A 22,308-nucleotide genomic window follows, 5' to 3' on the forward strand; every position below is an offset into this window, starting at 1 on the left:
TCGCCATGAAGCAGGTTCGCCTCCTCCCGTCAGCCACCGTCCGCGCCGCATGCGCGGTCGTGGTGGCGGCGCTCGCCGCCGGTTGCGCGCAGATTCCGCGCGATCCGATCATCCAGCAGCCGATGACGGCGCAACCGCCGATGCCGATGTCGATGCAGGCGCCCGGCTCGATCTACAACCCCGGCTACGCGGGGCGGCCGCTGTTCGAGGATCAGCGGCCGCGCAATATCGGCGACATCCTGACGATCATGATTGCGGAGAACATCAACGCGACCAAGTCGTCGGGCGCGAACACGAACCGGCAGGGCAACACCGACTTCAACGTGCCGACGGCCGGCTTCCTCGGCGGGCTGTTCGCGAAGGCGAACCTGTCGGCGACCGGTAACAACAAGTTCGCGGCGACCGGCGGCGCCAGCGCGGCGAACACGTTCAACGGCACGATCACGGTGACCGTCACCGGCGTGCTGCCGAACGGCAACCTCGTGGTCAGCGGCGAGAAGCAGATGCTGATCAACCAGGGCAACGAATTCGTGCGCTTCTCGGGGGTCGTGAACCCGAACACGATCTCGGGCGCGAACTCCGTCTACTCGACGCAGGTCGCCGACGCGAAGATCGAATACTCGTCGAAGGGCTACATCAACGAAGCCGAGACGATGGGCTGGCTGCAGCGCTTCTTCCTCAACATCGCGCCGTGGTGATGACGATGCAGAAGACCCTGCTTAACCGCCTGTCGGCCCGCGCGCATGCCGCTGCGCGACTCGCCGTCGCGTTCGCGGCCGTGGCTGCGGCCTGCGTGTTCGGCGCGGCGCCCGCGCATGCGGAACGCCTGAAGGACCTCGCGCAGATCCAGGGCGTGCGCGACAACCCGCTGATCGGCTATGGCCTCGTCGTCGGTCTCGACGGCACGGGCGACCAGACGATGCAGACGCCGTTCACGACGCAGACGCTCGCGAACATGCTCGCGAACCTCGGCATCTCGATCAACAACGGTTCGGCGAACGGCGGCCCGTCGTCGCTGAGCAACATGCAGCTGAAGAACGTCGCGGCCGTGATGGTGACCGCCACGCTGCCGCCGTTCGCGCGGCCGGGCGAGGCGCTCGACGTCACCGTGTCGTCGCTCGGCAACGCGAAAAGCCTGCGCGGCGGCACGCTGCTGCTGACGCCGCTGAAAGGCGCCGATGGCCAGGTCTACGCGCTCGCGCAGGGCAACATGGCGGTCGGCGGCGCCGGCGCCAGCGCGAACGGCAGCCGTGTGCAGGTGAACCAGCTCGCGGCCGGCCGGATCGTTGGCGGCGCGATCGTCGAACGCGCGGTGCCGAATGCGATCGCGCAGATGAACGGTGTGCTGCAGCTGCAACTGAACGACATGGACTACGGCACCGCGCAGCGGATCGTGTCCGCGGTCAATTCGAGCTTCGGCCCGGGCACCGCGACGGCGCTCGACGGCCGCACGATCCAGCTGGCCGCGCCGGCCGATTCGGCGCAGCAGGTCGCGTTCATGGCGCGGCTGCAGAACCTCGACGTCAGCCCGGACAAGGCCGCCGCGAAGGTGATCCTGAACGCGCGCACCGGCTCGATCGTGATGAACCAGATGGTCACGCTGCAGAGCTGCGCGGTCGCGCACGGCAACCTGTCGGTCGTCGTCAACACGCAGCCGGTCGTGTCGCAGCCGGGGCCGTTCTCGAACGGGCAGACGGTGGTGGCGCAGCAGTCGCAGATCCAGCTGAAGCAGGACAACGGCGCGCTGAAGATGGTGACGGCCGGCGCGAATCTCGCCGACGTCGTGAAGGCGCTGAACACGCTCGGCGCGACGCCCGCGGACCTGATGTCGATCCTGCAGGCGATGAAGGCCGCCGGCGCGCTGCGCGCCGACCTGGAGATCATCTAAATGGCAGCCTCTCTCCCGAACGCGAACGACCTCACGCAGCGCTTTGCGCTCGACGTACAGGGTTTCGACGCGCTGCGCGCGCAGGCCAAGCAGTCGCCGCAGGCCGGCGCGAAGGCGGTCGCCGGCCAGTTCGACGCGATGTTCACGCAGATGATGCTCAAGAGCATGCGCGACGCGTCGCCCGACGGCGGGCTGTTCGATTCGCACACGTCGAAGCTGTACACGTCGATGCTCGACCAGCAGCTCGCGCAGCAGATGTCGACGCGCGGGATCGGCGTCGCCGACGCGCTGATGAAGCAGCTGATGCGCAACGCGGGGCAGGGCGCGGGCAGCGACACGGCGGCCGACGTCGGCGCGGGCGCGATGGGCGCGGCCGGCCTCGGCGCGGGCGGCAACGAAGGCAGTCTCGCCGCGATGAACGCGATGGCGAAGGCCTACGCGAACGCGGCGAACAACGGCGGGCTTGCCGGCGCGCGCGGCTATTCGGCCGGCAGCGCGCTGACGCCGCCGCTGAAGGGCGCGAGCGGCGTGCAGGACGCCGACGCGTTCGTCGACCGGCTCGCGGGCCCCGCGCAGGCGGCCAGCGCGTCGACCGGCATCCCGGCGCGCTTCATCGTCGGCCAGGCGGCGCTCGAATCGGGCTGGGGCAAGCGCGAGATCCGTGCGACCGACGGCTCGACGAGCTACAACGTGTTCGGCATCAAGGCGACCAAGGGCTGGACCGGCCGCACGGTGTCGGCGCTGACGACGGAATACGTGAACGGCACGCCGCGCCGCGTGGTCGCGAAATTCCGCGCGTACGATTCGTACGAGCATGCGATGACCGATTACGCGAACCTGCTGAAGAACAACCCGCGCTACTCGGGCGTGCTGAGCGCGAGCCGCAGCGTCGAAGGCTTCGCGCACGGGATGCAGAAGGCCGGTTACGCGACCGACCCGAACTACGCGAAGAAGCTGATTTCGATCATGCAGCAGATCGGCTGACGCACCCGTCGGCGATCGCCGGTTGTACCCTCTGGACCGCGCCCGGCAGCCCGCCGCGCGCGGTTTCAACGTTTGCGCGAAAAAAATCCGCAATTCGATCTAAACTTTCGGTCAGCACTGCCGCTAAGTGTGAGAGACCTGCGACCGGGCCCCCGTTCTGGCCCGGTTTTATTGCGCACCGGTTGCCCGGGCGCCCATGACAAGAAAGACCGGCTAGCCATGAATATCGAAACGTCGACGGACCCCAGCCTGGATGCAGGCCACTCCGGGCCCGACTATGCCCGCCGCAATCCGCTGGAAATCGGCGTGCAGCTGCGCAACCTCGTCAACCGCGGCGATTTCCTGACCGTCCAGTATCCGGGCGGCCAGCTTGTCACGCGCCTGCTCGAGGTGGATGTCGGTGAGCGGACGTTCACGTTCGACTGGGGTGCGCTGTCGGAGCAGAACGCCGGCATCCTCGGCGCGTCGCACTGCACGTTCGCGGCCGCGCCGGAGGGCGTGCGCGTCGAATTCTCCACGGGCACGCCGCGCGAGACGCGCTACGAGGGGCTGCCCGCGTTCGTCGCCGATTTCCCCGACGTGCTGATGTGCATCCAGCGCCGCGAATATTTCCGCGTCGACGCGCCGATCGTCGATCCGTTCCTGTGCCGCGGCAAGCTGCCGGACGGCGAGAGTTTCCTGTTCGAGGTGCATAACCTGTCGCTCGGCGGCGTGGGGCTGCGCACGGCCGACGAACGCGTCGAGGCGCTCGAGGTCGGCACGCAGCTGCCCGACGTCGAGCTCGAGCTGACCGGCCACGGCAAGCTGTCGCTCGACCTGCAGCTCGTGTCGCAGCGTTCGACGCAGATGCCGAATGGGTCGCGGCGCTACCAGCTCGGTTTTCGCTACCTGTCGCTGCCGGGCAGCGCGGAGAACACGCTGCAGCGGCTGATTACGCAACTCGAGATGAAGCGCCGCTCGCTCGCGCGGGCCTGACGCGCAAGCAGTGGCCGGCCCCGCCCGGGGCCGCCCGCGCAGCGTTGGCGGCACCGTTGGCCAGACGCTGCGAGCGGCGACGCGCGCTTGCGCGTCGCGCGCGCATTTTTTCCTCAATTTTTTCGATCCGCGGCCGTTATACCGGGAGTCACGCAACCCGGCGGCCGCAGCGCGGCCGGCTCATCAGGATCGCGCATGTCCAACACACTCATGAACCTCGGCGTCAGCGGCCTGAATGCCGCGCTCTGGGGCCTCACGACGACCGGCCAGAACATCAGCAACGCGGCGACGCCGGGCTACTCGGTCGAACGCCCCGTCTATGCCGAGGCGAGCGGCCAGTACACGAGCAGCGGCTACCTGCCGCAGGGCGTGAATACCGCCACCGTGCAGCGGCAGTACAGCCAGTACCTGAGCGACCAGCTGAACGGCGCGCAGACGCAGGGCGGTGCGCAGTCGACGTGGTATTCGCTCGTCACGCAGCTGAACAACTACGTCGGCAGCCCGACGGCCGGCATCTCGACCGCGATCACGAACTACTTCACCGGGCTGCAGAACGTCGCGAACAGCGCGTCCGACTCGTCGGTGCGGCAGACCGCGATGAGCAATGCGCAGACGCTCGCGAACCAGATCACGGCGGCCGGCCAGCAGTACGACGCGCTGCGCCAGAGCGTGAACACGCAGCTCACGAGCACCGTGACGCAGATCAACGCGTACACCGCGCAGATCGCGCAACTGAACCAGCAGATCTCGGCCGCGAGCAGCCAGGGCCAGCCGCCGAACCAGCTGATGGACCAGCGCGACCTCGCGGTGTCGAACCTGTCGAACCTCGCGGGCGTGCAGGTCGCGCGCAACGGCGACGGCTACAGCGTGTTTCTCGCTGGCGGCACGCCGCTCGTCGTCGCGGACAAGAGCTACCAGCTCGCGACCGTCACGTCGCCGTCCGATCCGAGCGAGCTGACCGTCGTGTCGCAGGGCATCGCCGGCGCGAACCCGCAGGGCCCGAACCAGTACCTGTCCGACGCGTCGCTGTCGGGCGGCACGCTCGGCGGCCTGCTCTCGTTCCGCAGCCAGACGCTCGATCCGGCCGAAGCCCAGCTTGGCGCGATCGCGACCAGCTTCGCCGCGCAGGTCAACGCGCAGAACGCGCTCGGCCTCGACCTGTCGGGCAACGTCGGCGGCAACTTGTTCACGACTGGCACGCCGATCACGTACGCGAACCAGGGCAATACCGGCAACGCGGCGCTGTCCGTGTCGTTCGCGAACGCGTCGCAGCCGACCACCGGCGACTACACGCTGTCGTACGACGGCAAGAACTACACGCTGACCGATCGCGCGAGCGGCACGGTGGTCGACCAGAAGCAGGGGCCGATGCCGGTTTCGCTCGGCGGGCTGAATTTCTCGACCACTGCCGGCACGCAGATGCAGCCGGGCGACAAGTTCACCGTGCAGCCGACACGCGGCGCGCTGAACGGCTTCGGCCTCGCGACGTCGAACGGCTCCGCGATCGCGGCGGCGGCGCCGTTCGTGCCGTCGGCCACCACGACGAACACGGGCACCGGCACGATCGGCGCGCTGTCGGTCACGAGCGCGACCGCCGCGGCCAACCCGCACAACTACACGATCACGATGGGCGGCACGACCGCCAGCCCGACCTACACGGTCACCGACAACTCCGTCACGCCGCCGAGCACCGGCACGCCGCAGGCGTACCAGGCCGGCTCGCCGATCACGCTGACGGCCGGCGTCACGGTGACGGTGTCGGGCACGCCCACGGCCGGCGACACGTTCACGGTCGCGCCGAACACGGGCGGCACCAACGACGGCAGCAACGCGCTCGCGCTGTCGAAGCTCGTCAACGCGAAATCGTTCGGCAACGGCTCGACCACGCTGACGGGCGCGTACGCGAACTACGTGAACGGCATCGGCAACACGACGAGCCAGCTGAAGTCGTCGAGCGCCGCGCAGACCGCGCTGGTCGGCCAGATCACGTCCGCGCAGCAGTCGGTATCGGGCGTGAACCAGAACGAGGAAGCGGCCAACCTGATGCAGTACCAGCAGCTTTACCAGGCGAACGCGAAGGTGATCCAGACGGCGGCGACGCTGTTCCAGACCGTGCTCGGCCTGTTCAACTGATTTCGGGGATCGAAGCGATGCGGATTTCCACCACCCAGTTCTACCAGATGAACGTCGCTCAGATGAGCGACCAGCAGGCGCAGCTGTCGCAGCTGTACCAGCAGATCTCGAGCGGCGTGAGCCTGTCGACGCCGGCCGACAACCCGCTCGGCGCCGCGCAGGCGGTGCAGCTGTCGATGACGTCGGCGACGCTGTCGCAGTATTCGTCGAACCAGAACGTCGCGCTGTCGTCGCTGCAGAAGGAAGACCAGACGCTCTTCAGCGTCAACGACCTGCTGAACACCATTCACTCGGTCGTGATACACGCCGGCGACGGCTCGCTGGCCGACAGCGACCGTGCGGCGCTGTCGACCCAGCTGCAGGGCTATCGCGACCAGTTGCTGACGCTCGCGAACTCGACGGACGGCGCGGGCAACTACCTGTTCGCGGGCTTCCAGTCGACCACGGCGCCGTTCTCGAACGCACCGGGCGGCGGCGTGAACTACAGCGGCGACACGGGTTCGCGGCAGGTGCAGATCGCCGACACGCGCGCGATCTCGCAGGGCGACAGCGGCGCCAGCGTGTTCCTGTCGGTGCCGATGCTCGGCAGCCAGCCGGTGCCGCTCGCCGGCGCGAACAACACGGGCACGGGTACGATCGGCGCGGTGTCGATCACGAGCCCGTCGGCCGCGACCAACACGCACCAGTTCACGATCACGTTCGGCGGCACGGCCGCCGCGCCGACCTATACGGTCACCGACAACTCCGTCGTACCGCCGACCCCGGGCGCCGCGCAGCCGTATACGGCCGATTCGGCCATCGCGCTCGGCAACGGCCTGTCGGTGCCCGTGTCGGGCACGCCTGCGCTGGGCGACACGTTCACGATCACGCCCGCGCCGAAAGCCGGCACCGACGTGTTCGCGGCGCTCGATTCGATGATCACCGCGCTGAAGACGCCGATCAGCAACAACACGGCTGCCGCGACCGCGCTCGCGAACACGATGACCACCGGCACGACGAAGCTGAACAACATGATGACGAACGTCCTCACCGTGCAGGCGTCGGTCGGCGGCCGCGAGCAGGAAATCAAGGCGATGCAGGCCGTGAACCAGACCAACACGCTGCAGATCACCAGCAACCTGTCCGACCTGACGAGCACCAACATGGTGTCGACGATCAGCCAGTTCCTGCAGATGCAGAACGCGCTGACGGGCTCGCAGAAGGCGTACGCGCAGCTGCAGAACCTGTCGCTGTTCCAGTACATCAATCCCTGATGCACGACGCGCCGGCCACGATGTGAGCGCCCGCTTACATCGCGGCCGGTGTGGACCGCCGCCCGCGCGTCTTCGCGCGCGGATGGGCGCTTCACCGGGTCGCACGTTCGTGCCCCGTTTCGCGCGCACGGCCAGCCGTGCTTGGCGCTCGCCGGCCCGCGCATCAGTGCGCTTGCCAGCCCCATTTCCGCTCCGTAAACTCGCGCCAGATTCCAGACCGGCGCATCTTCTGCAGCCGGCGACCGACCGACAGGAGCCCTTTTCCCCATGTCCGATTCCTACTTCCCGCGCTGGCGGGTGCAATCGACCGGCGCGGCATCGCGCGTGGTCGGCCCCGACGAGCGCCTCGCGTGGCCGCAGATGGTCGCGATGGGCGTGCAGCACGTCGTCGCGATGTTCGGCTCGACGGTGCTCGCGCCGCTGCTGATGGGCTTCGACCCGAACCTGTGCATCTTCATGTCGGGCATCGGCACGCTGCTGTTCTTCGTGCTGGTCGGCGGCCGCGTGCCGAGCTACCTCGGCTCGAGCTTCGCGTTCATCGGCCTCGTGATCGCGGTGACCGGCTACGGCGGCAGCGGCCCGAACCCGAACATCCCGGTCGCGCTCGGCGGGATCATCGCGTGCGGCGTCGTGTACGTCGCGCTCGGCCTGCTGGTGCAGGCGATCGGCACGCGCTGGATCGAGACGCTGATGCCGCCCGTCGTGACCGGCGCGGTGGTCGCGGTGATCGGGCTGAACCTCGCGCCGATCGCGGTCAAGGGCGTGTCCGCGTCGACCTTCGAATCGGTGATGGCACTCGTCACGGTGCTGTGCGTCGGCGGCGTCGCGGTGTTCTCGCGCGGCATGGTGCAGCGCCTGCTGATCCTCGTCGGGCTGGTGATCGCCTACGCGATCTACGCGGTCGCGACCAACGGGATGGGGCTCGGCAAGCCGATCGATTTCTCGATCGTCGGGCACGCGGCCTGGTTCGGGGTGCCGAGCTTCCGCGCGCCGGTGTTCGATCCGCACGCGATGCTGATGCTGGCGCCGATCGCGGTGATCCTGGTCGCGGAAAACCTCGGCCACATCAAGGCCGTCAGCGCGATGACGGGCACCAGCCTCGACCGCTACGTGGGCCGCGCGTTCATCGGCGACGGGCTCGCGACGATCGTGTCGGGCAGCGTCGGCGGCACGGGTGTGACGACCTACGCGGAGAACATCGGCGTGATGGCCGTCACGCGGATCTACTCGACGCTGGTGTTCGCGGTGGCCGCGGTGATCGCGATCGTGCTCGGCTTCTCGCCGAAGTTCGGCGCGGTGATCCAGACGATCCCGGGCCCGGTGCTCGGCGGCGTGTCGATCGTCGTGTTCGGGCTGATCGCGGTGACGGGCGCGCGGATCTGGGTCGTCAACAAGGTCGACTTCTCCGACAACCGCAACCTGATCGTCGCGGCCGTCACGCTGGTGCTCGGCGCCGGTGATTTCTCGCTGAAGATCGGCGGCTTCGGGCTCGGCGGGATCGGCACCGCGACGTTCGGCGCGATCATCCTGTACGCGATCCTGCGCAAGGAAAAGGAACCGGGCCCGGTGGTCTGAGCGTTCGGCGGGCGGCGTCCTGCCGCCCGCGTCATCTTCTCTTTCGTCGCGCGTCAGCGCGACTACGCGCCGACGTTCGACTGCGTCTGCAGCCACGCGCAGAACTGCGCGACCAGCGGATCGTCCGCCGGCGCGCGCGGCGCGATCCACCAGTAGCTGCGCGTTGCAATGCGCGGCCCCGCCAGCGGCATCACGAGCCGGCCGCTTGCCAGTTCGTCGTCGATCAGCGGCAGCGGGCCGAGCGCGACGCCGAGCCCGTCGACAGCCGCCTGCAGCGCCAGGTAGAAGTGGTCGAACGACTGCCGCTTGCGCCCCTTCATCGCCACGCCGGCCGCCGCGAACCAGTCGCGCCAGCCTTCCGGCCGCGTATCCGAATGCAGCAGCACGTGCCGCGCGAGATCGTCCGCACGCGCGATCGGCACGCGCTTGAGCAGCGCGGGGCTGCAGACCGGAATCACGCTTTCGTCGAGGAAGTGGCCGCTCGTGCAGTTCGGCCAGTGGCCGGGACCGCGGCGGATCGCGACGTCGAAACCGTCGAGCGTGTCGAGCGGCGCGTTCGACGTCGACAGCTTCAGCTCCACGTTCGGCACGTCGCGCTGGAACCGCGACAGGCGCGGCAGCAGCCATTTCATCGCGAAGGTCGGCAGCGCGTTGATGCGCAGCACGCGCGCGGCGCCCGTGTTACGCAGCTGCTCGGTCGCGAGCGCGATGCTGTCGAACGCGGCGCGCACGGTGTCGAGGTAGCGGCGGCCTTCGTCGGTGAGCTTCACGCGCTTGCCGTAGCGGTGGAACACCGGCTTGCCGAGCCACGCCTCGAACCCGGCGATCTGCCGGCTGATGGCACCATGAGTCACATGCAGCTCGTCGCCGGCGGCGCTGAAGCTTTCGTGTCGTGCCGCGGCTTCAAAGGCCCGAAGCGCGGAAAAGGGCGGGAGATCGCGTGCCATGCTTGTGATTCTAGATCACAAGGACGCGCCGATAAAATCGTTTTGCCGGCATCTGGAACGGCGGTAACCTCGGTTCACTGTTTCATGAGGAGCCCCATGCAATCCGCTTTTCCGCCTGCCGCCCCGCCGCCAGCCGCGTCGCTCCGCCGTGTCGGCCTCGCCGAGCTGTTCACCGGTTTCCTGTCGCTTGGCCTCATGTCGTTCGGCGGCGCGCTGCCGTTCGCGCGGCGCACCATCGTCGAAGAGCGCAAATGGCTCTCCGCCGACGAATTCACCGATCTGCTCGGGCTGTGCCAGTTCCTGCCGGGCGGCAACGTGATCAACCTGTCGGTGGCCGTCGGCATGCGCTTTCGCGGCATCGCCGGCGCGTTCGCCGGCATTCTCGGGCTGATTGCGGGCCCGACGCTCGTCGTCGTCGCGCTCGGCGTGCTGTACGCGAAGACGCAGAACGACCCGCGCGTGCAGCACCTGTTCGCGGGGCTCGCCGCGGCGGCGGCCGGGCTGCTCGTCGCGATGGCCGTGAAGGTCGCGAAGCCGCTGCGGCATGCCCGCGCCGCAGCCGGCATCGCGGCGCTCGCGTTCGTCGCGATCGCGGTGCTGCGCATCCCGCTGCTGACCGCGATGCTCGTGCTGACGCCCGTCAGCATCTGGCTCGCGTCGCGGCGCCGCGATGCGGATGCGCCGCGGCCGGCGCCGGCCGTGGCGCGCGACTCGCAGCGAGGAGACCGGCCATGAACGACACGCTGATCGCCATCGCGTCGATCTTCAGCCAGTTGTCGCTGCTCGCGTTCGGCGGCGGCAACACGATCCTGCCGGAGATGCAGCGGCAGGTCGTCGACGTCCATCACTGGATGAGCGCGCACGCGTTCACCGCGCTGTTCGCGCTGGCCCAGGCGGCGCCCGGGCCGAACATGATGATCGTGTCGCTGGTCGGCTGGCACGTGGCCGGCTGGAGCGGGTTGCTGGTCGCGTCGCTCGCGAAATTCGGACCGTCGTCGATCGTCACCGTGCTCGCGCTGCATGCGTGGGAGCGCTTTCGCGACCGGCCGTGGCGCCGCTATGTGCAGCAGGGGATGATGCCCGTCACGGCCGGGCTGGTCGCGGCGAGCGCGGTGCTGATCTCGGAAGCGTCGAACCGCACGGCGATCCAGTGGGGCATCACGGTCGCGTGCGCGGTGCTCGCGTGGCGTACGCGCATCCATCCGCTGTGGCTGCTCGCGGGCGGCGCGCTGATCGGGCTTACGGGCATCGGACAGTGAGCGATCCTTCACGCAGCCGGCCGTTGCCGGCTGCGGCCGCCCGCTACTGCGACGCCGGCGGGTCGCTGTTCACGGTCCCGAGCAGCCGGCCGCGTTCGCTGCCGACGTCGTCGGTCGTCGCGGGCCAGTCGACCACGTAACCGGCCTCAAGCGCATCGCGCATGATCGTGCCGTAGTCGGCCTTGGCAACCTTGCCGCCGCGCAACGCGTCGGCCACCTCGTGCTTCAGCTTCGGCGTGAACGACGGATAGGCGGCCACCAGCGCCGCGTACTGGCGCGCATCGATCTCGCCCGATTCGCGGTTGAACGCCCAGACGGCCACCAGCATGATCGCGGCGAACGGGATCACGGTGTAGCGCAGGAAGAACTTCGCGAGTGTCATTCGAAGGCTCGGTGAGGCGGCGCGGGGGCGATCGGGGCGCAACCGGGCTCAGGCCGCCCGGTATACTCGGCCGGCGCCGCGGCGGCGAAACCTGCGCGATGGACACGTTCCGGCCGGCGACGCGCGGCGGGAATCCGCACCCCGACGGCGAGCATTATATTGGCGCGCGGCACGCGGCGATGCCCGGCCGCGCAGCGCCGGCGGCGTTCGCGCCGGCCGGCAGAACTGAATTTCGCACCGCCCGCCGCGCGCGGCCGGGCGGCGCGCACCACGGGAGGCTCGATGGATCTCGACGGCGCCAGCCGCAATCTCACTGTCGCCGCGTTGCTGACGCTGTCCGGCGGCTACCTCGACGCGTACACGTATGTCGGCCACGGCCACGTGTTCGCGAACACGATGACCGGCAACGTCGCGCTGCTCGGCATCAACCTGTCGGCCGGCGAATGGGCCGCCGCGCTGCATCATGTGCCGCCGCTCGGCGGCTTCGTGGTCGCGGTGTTCGTCGCGCACCTGCTCGGCCTCGCCGCGCAGCGCGGCTGGATGCGGCACACGGCATTCACGAGCCTGCTCGTCGAGATCGCCTTTCTCGGCGTCGCCGCGAGCGGCCTCGTCGGCGCGTCGAGCGCCTGGCTGATTCCGGGGATTTCGTTCGTCGCGACGCTGCAGACGCTGTCGTTCACCCATCTCGAGGAACTGTCGTACACGTCGGTGATGACGACCGGCAACCTGCGGCGCGCCGCGCAGAAGCTGTTCGTCGGGCTGATCCCGCGCTACGACGCGGGCGCGCTGCACGACTCGGCGCTGCTCGCGACGATCAGCTTCTGCTTCCTGGCCGGCGCGGTGGTCGGCGGTCTCGTGACGCGGCTCGTGCCGGACGTCGCGCTGTGGGGCGCCGTGCTGCTGCTCGTCGGCGCGTTCGCGGAAATCGTGCGGCGTGCGTGGCGTCGCCGCGCGACGCCCGGCGAGCCGCCGGCCGCGGCGTAACGGTAGCGGGGCGTCCCGCTGGCGCTTCCGGCCGCCTGCCTGTTTCCCCGCGCCCGCGGGGTGAGTCTTACAGACCCGACGGTCCGTCAGCCGCGTGGCCTAATGCTGCTGCGCGGCACCCGACGCCCGCCGGGCGGGCCTCGCACGGGCAGCGTTGTGCGCGGGCGACAGTTCCGCCGTTACCGCGCATTTCAATTTCTTTCAGCGATCGCACTCGTCATATGATTCAGCCCACATCGCGCGCGCCAAGAACGTGAGCGATCGCCACCCGGCTGCGCACGCGGCCGGCCATGAATGGAGACACCTACAAAAAGGAAAGCTCATGAAGCAGACCACCCGACTCGCAGCCATCGCAGGGGGCGCCGCGCTCGCATTTGCCAGCCAGTACGCGGCCGCACAAAGCTCGGTCACGCTGTGGGGCGTCGCCGACGCCAGCATCCGCTACCTGACCAACGCCAACGCCAAGAACGACGGCCTGCTGTCGATGACCAACGGCGCGATCACCAACAGCCGCTTCGGCATCTACGGCACGGAAGACCTCGGCGGCGGCCTGAAGGCCGTGTTCAACCTCGAAAGCGGCGTGAACCTGCAGAACGGCGCATTCGCCGACAGCGGCCGCCTGTTCAACCGCGCAGCGTACGTCGGCCTGCAGAGCCCGTACGGCACGGTGACCCTCGGCCGCCAGAAGACGCCGCTGTTCGACCTGCTGTCGGACACCTACGATCCGCTGACGGTCGGTAACTACCTCGAAAACGCGTGGCTGCCGGTCGCACTCGGCGGCGGCCTGTATGCGGACAACCAGATCAAGTACACGGGCAAGTTCGAAGGGCTGACCGCGAAGGCGATGTACTCGACCGGCACGAACTACGAATCGACCGGCGCCGGCGGCTTCTCGGGCCAGATCCCGGGTTCGCTCGGCAAGGGCAATGCGTGGGGCGTGTCGCTGTCTTACGTGATGGGCCCGCTCAGCATCGCAGCCGGCGCGCAGCAGAACAGCGACAACTCGGCGCGCAAGCAGACGATCTACCACGCGAACGTCGTGTATGCGTTCAGCAAGGCGAAGATCTACGCGGGCTACCTGCGCTCGAAGGATGACACGGGCTTCGTCGACAGCCTGCTCGCGCAGCAGTCGATTCCGGTCGCGAAGGGCACCGGCCGGATCGACGACGGTCCGTTCGCCGGCGTGAGCTGGCAGGTCAGCGCGCCGCTGACGCTGACGGGCGCGTTCTACTACGACCACATGCGCAATGCGATGACCACCAACGGCACGCTCGCGAGCGGCAACCGCTACGCGGTCGTCGGCATCGCCGAGTACGCGCTCAGCAAGCGCACGGAAGTTTACGGCACCGTCGACTTCAACAAGACGACCGGCGCGGCGAACGTCGAGCTGCCGGGTCGCAGCAACCAGACCGGCATCGCGATCGGCCTGCGCAATATCTTCTGACGAACGTCGGAACCCACGTGCCGGCAGTCGTCCGGCACGCATCGAAGGGGCGCCGCGAGGCGCCTCTTTTTTTTCGTCACGCGACCTTCATACGCGCGCACGACTATTCGGCGAATGCTTCATCACGAGACCCCCGCGCCGTAAGGGATCCGTCGGCAATCCAGAACATACTTTTACAGTACGCGCGCAGGCTTTCCGCTACGCTGCGTGCATCGCCCGTTGCGTGCCGTGAGGCGCGCGCGTGCGTCGTTCCGGTCGCGCTCGGCGAGTGCGGCCGGCCTGGTGCGTAACTTGTGTATCCGGTGATGACAATCGCGGTCCGCCGGTTTTTTTCGTGGGACGATGCGCTCACGATTTTCTTGAAAGGGGATGACGATGGGTATCCTGAACACCGTGGGTGAAATCGCTGGCGCAGTCGCAGCTGTCGAAGGCGCGGAAAAGCTGGATCCGGATGCGGGCCTGCTGACCAAGGCGGCGGCAGCCGTCGCCGGCTTCAAGGGTGCGGAAGCGATCGAAGGCATGCTCGAGAAGAAGGAAGAGCAGCCGCAGCAGGCAGACGACACGCAGGCGACGGACGGCAGCGACACGTCGCAGGCCTGAGCATGGCGGCTGGTCCGGCCGCGGGCGCGCCCTTCGCGTGTCCGGGCGGACCGGTGCCGCGCAGCCGGCCGTCGGGCATGCGGTCGATCGGTGACGCATGGCACACCCGGCAGCTGGGTTGATCGGCGAGAGGCAACGTCTCTCGCCGTTTTTTATTGGGCGCCGCCCCCGGCTGCACCGTGCGCCGCACGAATGCCGGAATCTTGCTATCGTGCCTTCATCCGAACTGCGATGAGGGAATGCGATGGATTTCGACTACGACCTGTTCGTCATCGGCGCCGGCTCGGGCGGCGTGCGGCTCGCGCGCATGTCCGCGTCATACGGCGCGCGTGTCGGCATAGCGGAAGAGGAGCAGATCGGCGGCACCTGCGTGCTGCGCGGCTGCATTCCGAAGAAGCTGCTCGTCTACGCATCGCACTACCCGCACGAAGTCGAGGACGCGAAGGGCTTCGGCTGGACCTTCGGCGCCGGCACGCTCGACTGGCCCGCGCTGATTGCCGCGAAGGATCGCGAGATCAACCGGCTCAGCGACATCTACATCAACCTGCTGCGGCAATCGGGCGTCGAGATGCACGCCGGGCGCGCGACGCTCGTCGACGCGCACACGGTCGCGGTCGGCGAACGCACGATCCGCACGCGCCACATCGCGATCGCGACCGGCTCGCGCCCGTCGATGCCGGCGCGGCCCGGCATCGAGCACGCGATCACGTCGCGCGAGGCGCTGTCGCTCGCCGCGCTGCCCAAGCGCATCGCGGTGGTCGGCGGCGGCTATATCGCGGTCGAGTTCGCGGGCATCTTCAACGGCCTCGGCAGCCACGTCGACCTGTTCTATCGGGGCGAGAAGATCCTGCGCGGCTTCGACGACGACGTGCGCCAGTTCCTGACCGACGAGATGACGAAGCAGGGCGTCGCGATCCACGCGCGCTCGATGGTCGAGTCGATCGAGCGCGCGGACGACGGCACGCTGAGCGTGCGCGCGGGCGATGCGCGGCACGGGCCGTACGACGCAGTGCTCTATGCGACCGGCCGCGAGCCGAACGTCGACGGGCTCGGGCTCGAACAGGCGGGCGTGGCGCTCGACGCGCGCGGCGCGATTGCCGTCGATGCGTATTCGGCGACGTCGGTGCCGTCGATCCATGCGATCGGCGACGTCACGTCGCGGCCGCAGCTCACGCCGGTGGCGACGCGCGACGGCGGGCTGCTCGCCCGCACGCTGTTCGGCGGGTCGCGCGTCGCGGCCGATCACGAATGGGTGCCGTCGGCGGTATTCAGCCAGCCCGAAGTCGCGACGGTCGGCCTCACCGAAGCGACCGCGCGCGACCTGTACGACGGCGACGTCGATATCTACCGCACGTCGTTCAAGGCGCTGCGTCATACGCTGTCGGGCCGCGACGAGCGCACGCTGATGAAGCTCGTCGTCGCGCGCGACAGCCAGCGCGTGGTCGGCGCGCACATGGTCGGCCGCGATGCGGGCGAGATCATCCAGGGCATCGCGATCGCGATTCGCGCGGGCGCGACGAAGGCGCAGTTCGACGACACGATCGGCATCCATCCGACCGCGGCCGAGGAGTTCGTGACGATGCGGCAGAAGGTGGCCGACTAGGGCCTGTTCACGCTAATAACGGGCCCTGGCGGGAGCGCGTCGGCGCTCGGCGGCAAGGAGCGGCTGCGTTTCGGCGCAGCCGCTTTTCGTTGATGTGGCTGTCGCTCAATGCACGCCGAACGCGTCGAGCAGCCGGTACCAGCTCATCGCGAGCACCAGCGCCGGCGTGCGCAATGCCTCGCCGCCCGGGAAGTCGCGATGGCGGATCTTGTCGAACAGGTCGAAGCGGCTCGCCTGTCCGTCGATCGCCTCGGCGATCAGCTTGCCCGCGAGCGCGGTGGTGTTCACGCCGTGCCCCGAGAACCCCTGCGCGAAATACATCGTCGGCGCGATGCGGCCGAAGTGCGGCGCACGGTTCATCGTGATGTCGACGAAGCCGCCCCATGCGTACTCGACCTTCACGTCCGCGAGCTGCGGGAACGTCTTCAGCATGTCCGCGCGCATCGCCGCCGCGAGATCACGCGGCTCCCGCGTCGAATAGCTGACCTTGCCGCCCCATACGAGCCGCGTGTCGGGCGCCGGCCGGAAATAGTCGAGCACGAAGCGGCTGTCGCAGATCGCCGCGCGTGCGGGCATCAGCGCGGCGGCGCGCGCGTCGCCGAGCGGCTCGGTCGCGATCACGTAGGTGCCGACCGGCATGATCTTCTTCGACAGCGCGGGTGCGAGCGTGCCGACGAAGGTATTGCACGCGAGCACGACGAAGCGCGCGCGCACGTTGCCGCCGCTCGTCTCGACGACATGGCCGCCCGCGACGTCGCGCACGCGCGTCACGCAGCTGTCCTCGTGGATGCGCACGCCCGCATCGGTCGCCGCGCGGGCGAGGCCGAGCGTGTAGTTGAGCGGATGGAGGTGGCCGCTGTCGGGGTCGTACAGCCCGCCGCAATAGCGGGCCGACTGCACGTAGTCGCCGAGTTCGTCGGCTTCGACGAAGTGGAAGCGGTCGTAGCCGAAGCGCTTCGCGGCCTCGTCGCGCCAGCGCTTCAGCGAATCGGCGTCGCGCTCGGTGTTCGCGGCGGTCAGGTAGCCGGGCACCAACGCGCAGTCGATGTCATGCTTGGCGATGCGCGACTTCACGAGCGCCAGCGTTTCGAGCCCCATGTCCCAGATGCGCTTCACGTCGCCTTCCGGCATGAATTGCCCGAACGTGTCGATGTCGCATGCAAACCCGCCGATCAGCTGGCCGCCGTTGCGGCCGCTCGCCGCCCATCCGACCCGCGAAGCTTCGAGCACGGTCACCGAATGGCCGCGCTCGGCAAGGTTGAGCGCGGCGGACAGGCCCGTGAGGCCCGCGCCGATCACGCACACGTCGGCGTCGATCGTGCCGGCGAGCGGCGCGTGGCGGGTCGTATCGTTGGCGGTCGCCGCGTAGTAGGACGCGACGTGCGGCTGGTTGGCGAATGTCTGCATGATCAGGAGAGCGGAGAAAGTGGGCTCAGAACAGCTCGCGCACGCGGTGGTACAGCATCCCGAGTTCGAGCGCGGGTTGGCGCCAGGCGTCGCCGCCGGGAAAGCGCCGGTGACGCAGGCGCGCGAACAGGTCGAACGCGCGCGTGTCGCCCGCGATCGCGCCGGCGATCGCGCGTCCGGCGATGCCGGTGAGCGCGACGCCGTGCCCGCTGAAGCCCTGGACGTAGAAGAAGTTCGGATCGAGCGCGCCGAAATCCGGCGCGCGGTTGCGCGTGACGTCGACGAAGCCGCCCCACGCGTGGTCGACGCGCACGTCGCCGAGTTGCGGGAACACGCCGACCATGCGCCGCCGGATCGTTTCGGCAAGCGTGGCGGGCGACGCGCCGGCCGAATTCGCGCGGCCGCCGAACAGCATCCGGTGGTCGGCCGACAGCCGGAAATAATCGAGGAAGAAGTTGTTGTCGCACACGGCTTCGCGCTGCGCGATCAGTGCGTCGGCGCGCGCCTGGCCGAGCGGCTCGGTCGCGATGATGTACGACGCGATCGGCGCGATGCGGGCGGCCGTCGCGGTCGGCAGCACGCCGCCGGGGCCCGCGTTGCAGCACGACACGACGAAGCGGCAGCGCACGTCGCCCGTCGGCGTGCGCACGACCGGCCGCTCGCCGCGCACGACCTCGAGCGCGGGCGTATGCGCGTACAGCGCGACACCCTCGCGGCGGGCGGCATCGGCAAGGCCGAGACAATACTTGAGCGGATGGAGATGGCCCGACAGCGGATCATGCACGCCCGCCAGATAGCGCGTCGACGCGATACGTGTGCGGATCTCGGCGGTATCGAGCCACGCGAGCGATGGATGGCCCCAGCGTGACGTTGCGGCGTCCATCCACGCGTGCAGGTCGTCGATGCGGCGCGGCTTCGTCGCGACCGTCAGGTAGCCGCGCGTGAAATCGCAGTCGATGCCGTAGCGCGCGATCCGCTCGGCGATCAGCGCGACGCCGTCGAGCGACAGCGACCAGGCGGCGCGCGCGCCGTCGGCGCCGAGCTGCCGCTCGATCTCCTCGTCCTTCGCGAAGCCGGTGATCGCCTGGCCGCCGTTGCGGCCCGACGCACCCCAGCCGGGGCGGTGCGCGTCGATCACCGCGACGGACAGCCCGCGTGCGCGGCAGTCGAGCGCCGTCGACAGGCCGGCGAAGCCGGCGCCGATCACGCAGACGTCGACGTCGATCGTCCCGTCGAGCGACGGGTCGTCCACGGCGGGGCGTTCGGCCGTCGCTTCGTAGTACGAGTCGCGCGCGAGCGCATCGGCGCGGCGGGTGAAAGACTGCGTCATGAATCCGACTCCCTCGTTGCAGCCGGCGCCAGTGCATCGCGCACCGTCATCCGGCCGGTAAAACGGCGCGGGACGCCGTGCGCACGGCACGGCGTCCCGCGCGCCCCGCGTCAGAACGAATAGATGAACTGCGTCGCGAGCAGGTCGTTGGACTTGCCGTACGACCCGTCGTTGCGCAGGAACACCTTGTTGTTCGCCCAGTCGTGGCGGTACTCGACCTTCACGGTGATCTGCTGGGTCGGATAGAACAGCAGGTCGAGCGCGACATCCTGGCGTACCGCCCCCTTGCACTCGAAGCCCAGGCCGCCGCCGGCCTTCGACTGCGCGAGGCAGTCCGCGTCGACGCCGAAGCCGTTGCTCGGATCCATCCCGTTGCCGTTCAGCGCGATGCCGCCACCGCCGCCGCCGTTCTTCGAGTTGGCGAGCAGGTCATAGCGCAGCGTCACGCCCATGCGGCCGACCACCGGTGCGTTGAACTTGCGGTGCGCGAGCAGCGACAGGCCGTACCACTGCGCGAGCCCGCCGTTGAACGCCGCATGCTGCTGACGGCCGTAGTCGACTTCCGCGTTGTACTGAATGTCGGCGAGCGTGTAGGTCGCGTCGAGTTCGCCGAAGAAGAACGAACCGTATGCGCTCGGTGCCGCGCCGCCCGGGCCGTAGTGGACGACGCCGTTCGCATCGATCGCGCTCGAGAGCGTCTGGCGGCCGATGTTGAACGAACCGCCGAGATCGAGCGCACTCGACCACGTGTAGTCCGCGCGCGCGGTGAAGGTCGGCACCTTGTTGCTGGTGGTGATCGGATCGCCGAGCGCGTTGGTGCCCGTCGTCGTGACCGAACCGTACGTGCGGTACTGCTCGTTGCCGAGGAAGAACTTCCACGCCCAGTTGCCCTTCGTGTAGTTCGCGCCGATACCGACGTAGCTGCCCGGATCCGAGAAATCGTACAGCAGGTTGTGCGTGAGCGTGAGCATCTGGTTCGACTGCTGCACCTCGTAGCCGCCGAAGCTCGGGATCAGGCCGGCGACCAGCGTCGTCTCGGCGGTGATCGGCACGTTGACGACCGCCGTGTTCAGCAGGTTGTCGGTGATCGAGCCGCGCGAGTTCTGCAGCAGCGTGATGCCGTTGCCGCGGTTCGGCATCAGCGTGATTTCCGCCGACGGCGCCATCGGGCCGACGCCGAAGGTCTTCTTGATGTCGAGGTAGAGATCGCCGAACGTGCTGTTGAAGTAGTTGTACGCGTTCTCGTGGTTCGCGAACAGGAACGACGACGTGCCGGGCGCGCGGTTGTAGATGTAGGTCGGATCGATGTAGCCCGTGACCGACAGGCCGGCGAGCGGGCCCGTGTTGGCCGCATCGGTCAGCGAGTCGACCTTCAGCTGCTGGTTCGCGATCTGCTGCTTCATTTCGCCGACCTCGTCGTTGGTCAGCGTGGCCTGTGCCTTGCCATAGTCCGGCGAGCTCGGATCGACGGCCACCGCGACCGGTGCGGCGCCAGCCCCTGCCTTCGTGCCGGCCTGGGCGGTGGCGGTGCCGCCCTTTGCCGACAGTTGTGCCTGCATCGCCTTCATCTGCTTTTGCAGCGCCGTGACCTGCGCCTGCAGCGCCTTGATCTCGGCGGATGTCGAGTCGGCCAGCGCGATGCCCGGCAACGCGCCGGCCACCAGCAGGCAGATCAGTTTCTTCTTCATTGCGGATTCTCCTTGTCGTGCGCCTGTCAAATCGGGATCGAATCGCGCGCCCCCCCTGGGGCAGCGCGTCTTGCTTGTCTGCAGTCCTTGTTATGTTTGAGGCGGGTAGCGGGGCGTCACGCCACCGCGAACGCCGCCTTCATGTCCGCCATGCGGCGCCGTTCACGCGCGATCATCATCCGGTTCACGACGATCACGCCGATCGTCACCGCCGTGATGAACAGCGTCGCCAGTGCGTTCATCTCCGGGTTCAGCCCCAGCCGCACGCGCGAGAACACCACCAGCGGCAGCGTCGTCGAGCCCGGTCCGGACAGGAACGCCGACAGCACCAGATCGTCGATCGACAGCGTGAACGACAACAGCCACCCCGACAGCAGCGCCTGCGAGATCAGCGGCAGCGTCACCACGAAGAACACCTTCAGCGGCGTTGCGCCGAGATCCAGCGCCGCCTCTTCGAGCGACTTGTTCATCTCCTTCACGCGCGACTGCACGATGATCGCCACGTACGACACGCACAGCATCACGTGGCCGATCCAGATCGTCACCATCCCGCGGCCCTTCGGCCAGCCGAACATCTGCTCCAGCGCCACGAACAGCAGCAGCAGCGAGATGCCCTGGATCACTTCCGGAATCACCAGCGGCGCGTTGATCATCCCCGTGTACAGCGTGAAGCCCTTGAAGCGGCCGAAGCGCGCGAGCACGAAGCCCGCCCACGTGCCGATCACGACCGACGCGGTGGCCGTCAGCAGGCCGATCTTCAGCGACAGCCATGCGGCAGTCAGCAGCTCGTCGTCGTCCAGCAGCGCCGAGTACCACTTCAGCGAGAAGCCCGACCACACCGTCACCAGCTTCGACTCGTTGAACGAGTACACGATCAGGCTGATGATCGGGATGTACAGGAACAGGAAGCCGAAGGCGAGAACGCCCGTCGACAGCGGTTTGCTCGGCTTGATCATTTCGCGTCCTCCAGTTCCTTGACCTGGTAGTACTGGAACAGCGCCATCGGCACCAGCAGCAGCAACACCATCGCGACCGTCACCGCGGACGCCATCGGCCAGTCCATGTTGTTGAAGAATTCATCCCACATCACACGGCCGATCATCAGCGTGTCGGCGCCGCCGAGCAGTTCCGGAATCACGTACTCGCCCACCGCCGGGATGAACACCAGCAGGCTGCCGGCGATGATCCCGTTCTTCGACAGCGGCAGCGTGATCCGCGTGAACGCGACCCACGGCTTCGCGCCGAGGTCGTACGCGGCTTCGAGCAGCGTGAGGTCCATCTTCACGAGGTGCGCGTACAGCGGCATCACCATGAACGGCAGGTACGAATAGACCATCCCGATGTAGACGCCCGCGTCGCTGTGGTAGAGGCGCAGCGGCGTGTGGATGATGCCGAGCGCGATCAGCGTGTGGTTCAGCAGGCCGTCGTCCTTCAGGATGCCGATCCATGCGTACACGCGGATCAGGAACGACGTCCAGAACGGCAGCATCACGGCCATCATCAGCACGTTGCGGCGATTCGGTTCCGAGCGCGCGATGTAGTACGCCATCGGATAGCCGATCAGCAGACACAGCACCGTCGACACGGCGGCCATCTTCAGCGAGCTGAGGTAGGTCGCGATGTACAGGTCGTCCTGCAGCAGGAACGCGTAGTGCGACAGCTGCAGCGCGAAGTGCACGACGCCGTCCTTGATCTCGACGAGCGACGTGTACGGCGGAATGCCCATCACCTGGTCGGCGAAGCTGATCTTCAGCACCAGCACGAACGGCAGCGCGAAGAACACGGCCAGCCACAGGAACGGCACGCCGATCGCGACGCTGCGACCCGACGGCAGAAAACGCGACAGCGCGGCAAAG

The 22,308-nt window shown here is 68.4% G+C and carries 20 protein-coding genes; 13 read left to right on the forward strand and 7 right to left on the reverse strand.

Annotation, left to right across the window (positions count from 1 at the left end):
• The first annotated feature begins 5 nt into the window (after positions 1-5).
• The 7 genes from flgH to QZM67_RS27640 all read left to right on the forward strand — a co-directional run bounded on the left by flgH (position 6) and on the right by QZM67_RS27640 (position 8,808).
• Entirely contained in the window at positions 6-698 is a 693-nt protein-coding gene (flgH, locus tag QZM67_RS27610) for a flagellar basal body L-ring protein FlgH (RefSeq protein ID WP_301808281.1), read from the forward strand.
• A 5-nt stretch (positions 699-703) separates the two neighbouring features.
• Positions 704-1,888: a flagellar basal body P-ring protein FlgI gene (locus tag QZM67_RS27615; protein ID WP_301808284.1), complete on the forward strand. Its 1,185-nt coding sequence runs from the start codon at positions 704-706 to the stop codon at positions 1,886-1,888.
• Positions 1,889-2,872 carry a flagellar assembly peptidoglycan hydrolase FlgJ gene (flgJ, locus tag QZM67_RS27620; protein WP_043184641.1) on the forward strand — a complete coding sequence of 328 codons (984 nt, stop codon included), beginning with the start codon at positions 1,889-1,891 and terminating at the stop codon, positions 2,870-2,872.
• A 219-nt stretch (positions 2,873-3,091) separates the two neighbouring features.
• Positions 3,092-3,847, forward strand: coding sequence for a flagellar brake protein (locus QZM67_RS27625; RefSeq protein ID WP_043184640.1), 756 nt, complete (start codon positions 3,092-3,094; stop codon positions 3,845-3,847).
• Between the two features lie 195 nt (positions 3,848-4,042).
• Positions 4,043-5,980, forward strand: coding sequence for a flagellar hook-associated protein FlgK (flgK, locus tag QZM67_RS27630; RefSeq protein ID WP_301808285.1), 1,938 nt, complete (start codon positions 4,043-4,045; stop codon positions 5,978-5,980).
• Positions 5,981-5,997: 17 nt separating this feature from the next.
• Positions 5,998-7,233: a flagellar hook-associated protein FlgL gene (gene flgL / locus QZM67_RS27635; protein ID WP_301808289.1), complete on the forward strand. Its 1,236-nt coding sequence runs from the start codon at positions 5,998-6,000 to the stop codon at positions 7,231-7,233.
• 267 nt (positions 7,234-7,500) lie between these two features.
• The gene (locus QZM67_RS27640; RefSeq protein WP_043184635.1) at positions 7,501-8,808 is read left to right on the forward strand and encodes a solute carrier family 23 protein; all 1,308 of its coding nucleotides are present in this window, start codon (positions 7,501-7,503) and stop codon (positions 8,806-8,808) included.
• A 62-nt stretch (positions 8,809-8,870) separates the two neighbouring features.
• Here the strand turns inward: QZM67_RS27640 and QZM67_RS27645 are convergent, their stop codons facing one another.
• Positions 8,871-9,755 carry a transcriptional regulator GcvA gene (locus QZM67_RS27645; RefSeq protein ID WP_175025881.1) on the reverse strand — a complete coding sequence of 295 codons (885 nt, stop codon included), beginning with the start codon at positions 9,753-9,755 and terminating at the stop codon, positions 8,871-8,873.
• 96 nt (positions 9,756-9,851) lie between these two features.
• Here QZM67_RS27645 and QZM67_RS27650 point away from each other — a divergent pair, with 96 nt between their 5' ends.
• Both QZM67_RS27650 and QZM67_RS27655 read left to right on the forward strand, forming a co-directional pair.
• Entirely contained in the window at positions 9,852-10,490 is a 639-nt protein-coding gene (locus QZM67_RS27650; RefSeq protein WP_301808291.1) for a chromate transporter, read from the forward strand.
• Positions 10,487-11,014 carry a chromate transporter gene (locus QZM67_RS27655; RefSeq protein WP_301808294.1) on the forward strand — a complete coding sequence of 176 codons (528 nt, stop codon included), beginning with the start codon at positions 10,487-10,489 and terminating at the stop codon, positions 11,012-11,014. The genes QZM67_RS27650 and QZM67_RS27655 overlap by 4 nt, the downstream gene beginning before the upstream one ends.
• Positions 11,015-11,057: 43 nt before the next feature.
• Here the strand turns inward: QZM67_RS27655 and QZM67_RS27660 are convergent, their stop codons facing one another.
• Complete coding sequence (locus QZM67_RS27660; RefSeq protein WP_301808295.1) at positions 11,058-11,396, reverse strand: hypothetical protein; 339 nt, start codon at positions 11,394-11,396, stop codon at positions 11,058-11,060.
• A 282-nt stretch (positions 11,397-11,678) separates the two neighbouring features.
• Between QZM67_RS27660 and QZM67_RS27665 the strand changes: the two genes are divergently transcribed.
• From QZM67_RS27665 to gor, 4 genes are all read left to right on the forward strand, one after another.
• Entirely contained in the window at positions 11,679-12,380 is a 702-nt protein-coding gene (locus QZM67_RS27665; protein WP_089451496.1) for a YoaK family protein, read from the forward strand.
• 322 nt (positions 12,381-12,702) lie between these two features.
• Positions 12,703-13,824: a porin gene (locus QZM67_RS27670; protein WP_175025876.1), complete on the forward strand. Its 1,122-nt coding sequence runs from the start codon at positions 12,703-12,705 to the stop codon at positions 13,822-13,824.
• A gap of 375 nt (positions 13,825-14,199) precedes the next feature.
• A complete protein-coding gene (locus QZM67_RS27675; protein WP_043185162.1) occupies positions 14,200-14,424 on the forward strand; it encodes a hypothetical protein in 225 nt (74 codons plus the stop codon).
• 244 nt (positions 14,425-14,668) lie between these two features.
• Entirely contained in the window at positions 14,669-16,027 is a 1,359-nt protein-coding gene (gene gor, locus QZM67_RS27680) for a glutathione-disulfide reductase (protein WP_301808299.1), read from the forward strand.
• A 105-nt stretch (positions 16,028-16,132) separates the two neighbouring features.
• Here the strand turns inward: gor and QZM67_RS27685 are convergent, their stop codons facing one another.
• From QZM67_RS27685 to QZM67_RS27705, 5 genes are all read right to left on the reverse strand, one after another.
• The gene (locus QZM67_RS27685; protein ID WP_175025874.1) at positions 16,133-17,434 is read right to left on the reverse strand and encodes an FAD-binding oxidoreductase; all 1,302 of its coding nucleotides are present in this window, start codon (positions 17,432-17,434) and stop codon (positions 16,133-16,135) included.
• Positions 17,435-17,459: 25 nt separating this feature from the next.
• On the reverse strand, positions 17,460-18,764 hold the full coding sequence (locus tag QZM67_RS27690) for an FAD-binding oxidoreductase (protein ID WP_301808300.1): 1,305 nt from the start codon (positions 18,762-18,764) through the stop codon (positions 17,460-17,462).
• Positions 18,765-18,874: 110 nt separating this feature from the next.
• Positions 18,875-20,452, reverse strand: coding sequence for a DUF3138 family protein (locus QZM67_RS27695; protein ID WP_043184618.1), 1,578 nt, complete (start codon positions 20,450-20,452; stop codon positions 18,875-18,877).
• A 116-nt stretch (positions 20,453-20,568) separates the two neighbouring features.
• On the reverse strand, positions 20,569-21,408 hold the full coding sequence (locus QZM67_RS27700; protein WP_043178742.1) for an ABC transporter permease subunit: 840 nt from the start codon (positions 21,406-21,408) through the stop codon (positions 20,569-20,571).
• Positions 21,405-22,308, reverse strand: a 904-nt coding sequence (locus tag QZM67_RS27705) for an ABC transporter permease subunit (RefSeq protein ID WP_301766772.1), incomplete at its 5' end; no start/stop codon positions are given. The genes QZM67_RS27705 and QZM67_RS27700, both read right to left, overlap by 4 nt.

This window comes from Burkholderia sp. AU45251 (assembly GCF_030482905.1).
Lineage (GTDB): Bacteria > Pseudomonadota > Gammaproteobacteria > Burkholderiales > Burkholderiaceae > Burkholderia > Burkholderia aenigmatica.

Bases quoted from the DNA above. Each gene is read 5' to 3' on its own strand.
- flgH (WP_301808281.1), top strand. From the start codon at position 6: ATGAAGCAGGTTCGCCTCCTCCCGTCAGCCACCGTCCGCGCCGCATGC.
- QZM67_RS27615 (WP_301808284.1), top strand. From the start codon at position 704: ATGCAGAAGACCCTGCTTAACCGCCTGTCGGCCCGCGCGCATGCCGCT.
- flgJ (WP_043184641.1), top strand. From the start codon at position 1,889: ATGGCAGCCTCTCTCCCGAACGCGAACGACCTCACGCAGCGCTTTGCG.
- QZM67_RS27625 (WP_043184640.1), top strand. From the start codon at position 3,092: ATGAATATCGAAACGTCGACGGACCCCAGCCTGGATGCAGGCCACTCC.
- flgK (WP_301808285.1), top strand. From the start codon at position 4,043: ATGTCCAACACACTCATGAACCTCGGCGTCAGCGGCCTGAATGCCGCG.
- flgL (WP_301808289.1), top strand. From the start codon at position 5,998: ATGCGGATTTCCACCACCCAGTTCTACCAGATGAACGTCGCTCAGATG.
- QZM67_RS27640 (WP_043184635.1), top strand. From the start codon at position 7,501: ATGTCCGATTCCTACTTCCCGCGCTGGCGGGTGCAATCGACCGGCGCG.
- QZM67_RS27645 (WP_175025881.1), bottom strand. From the start codon at position 9,755: ATGGCACGCGATCTCCCGCCCTTTTCCGCGCTTCGGGCCTTTGAAGCC.
- QZM67_RS27650 (WP_301808291.1), top strand. From the start codon at position 9,852: ATGCAATCCGCTTTTCCGCCTGCCGCCCCGCCGCCAGCCGCGTCGCTC.
- QZM67_RS27655 (WP_301808294.1), top strand. From the start codon at position 10,487: ATGAACGACACGCTGATCGCCATCGCGTCGATCTTCAGCCAGTTGTCG.
- QZM67_RS27660 (WP_301808295.1), bottom strand. From the start codon at position 11,396: ATGACACTCGCGAAGTTCTTCCTGCGCTACACCGTGATCCCGTTCGCC.
- QZM67_RS27665 (WP_089451496.1), top strand. From the start codon at position 11,679: ATGGATCTCGACGGCGCCAGCCGCAATCTCACTGTCGCCGCGTTGCTG.
- QZM67_RS27670 (WP_175025876.1), top strand. From the start codon at position 12,703: ATGAAGCAGACCACCCGACTCGCAGCCATCGCAGGGGGCGCCGCGCTC.
- QZM67_RS27675 (WP_043185162.1), top strand. From the start codon at position 14,200: ATGGGTATCCTGAACACCGTGGGTGAAATCGCTGGCGCAGTCGCAGCT.
- gor (WP_301808299.1), top strand. From the start codon at position 14,669: ATGGATTTCGACTACGACCTGTTCGTCATCGGCGCCGGCTCGGGCGGC.
- QZM67_RS27685 (WP_175025874.1), bottom strand. From the start codon at position 17,434: ATGCAGACATTCGCCAACCAGCCGCACGTCGCGTCCTACTACGCGGCG.
- QZM67_RS27690 (WP_301808300.1), bottom strand. From the start codon at position 18,764: ATGACGCAGTCTTTCACCCGCCGCGCCGATGCGCTCGCGCGCGACTCG.
- QZM67_RS27695 (WP_043184618.1), bottom strand. From the start codon at position 20,452: ATGAAGAAGAAACTGATCTGCCTGCTGGTGGCCGGCGCGTTGCCGGGC.
- QZM67_RS27700 (WP_043178742.1), bottom strand. From the start codon at position 21,408: ATGATCAAGCCGAGCAAACCGCTGTCGACGGGCGTTCTCGCCTTCGGC.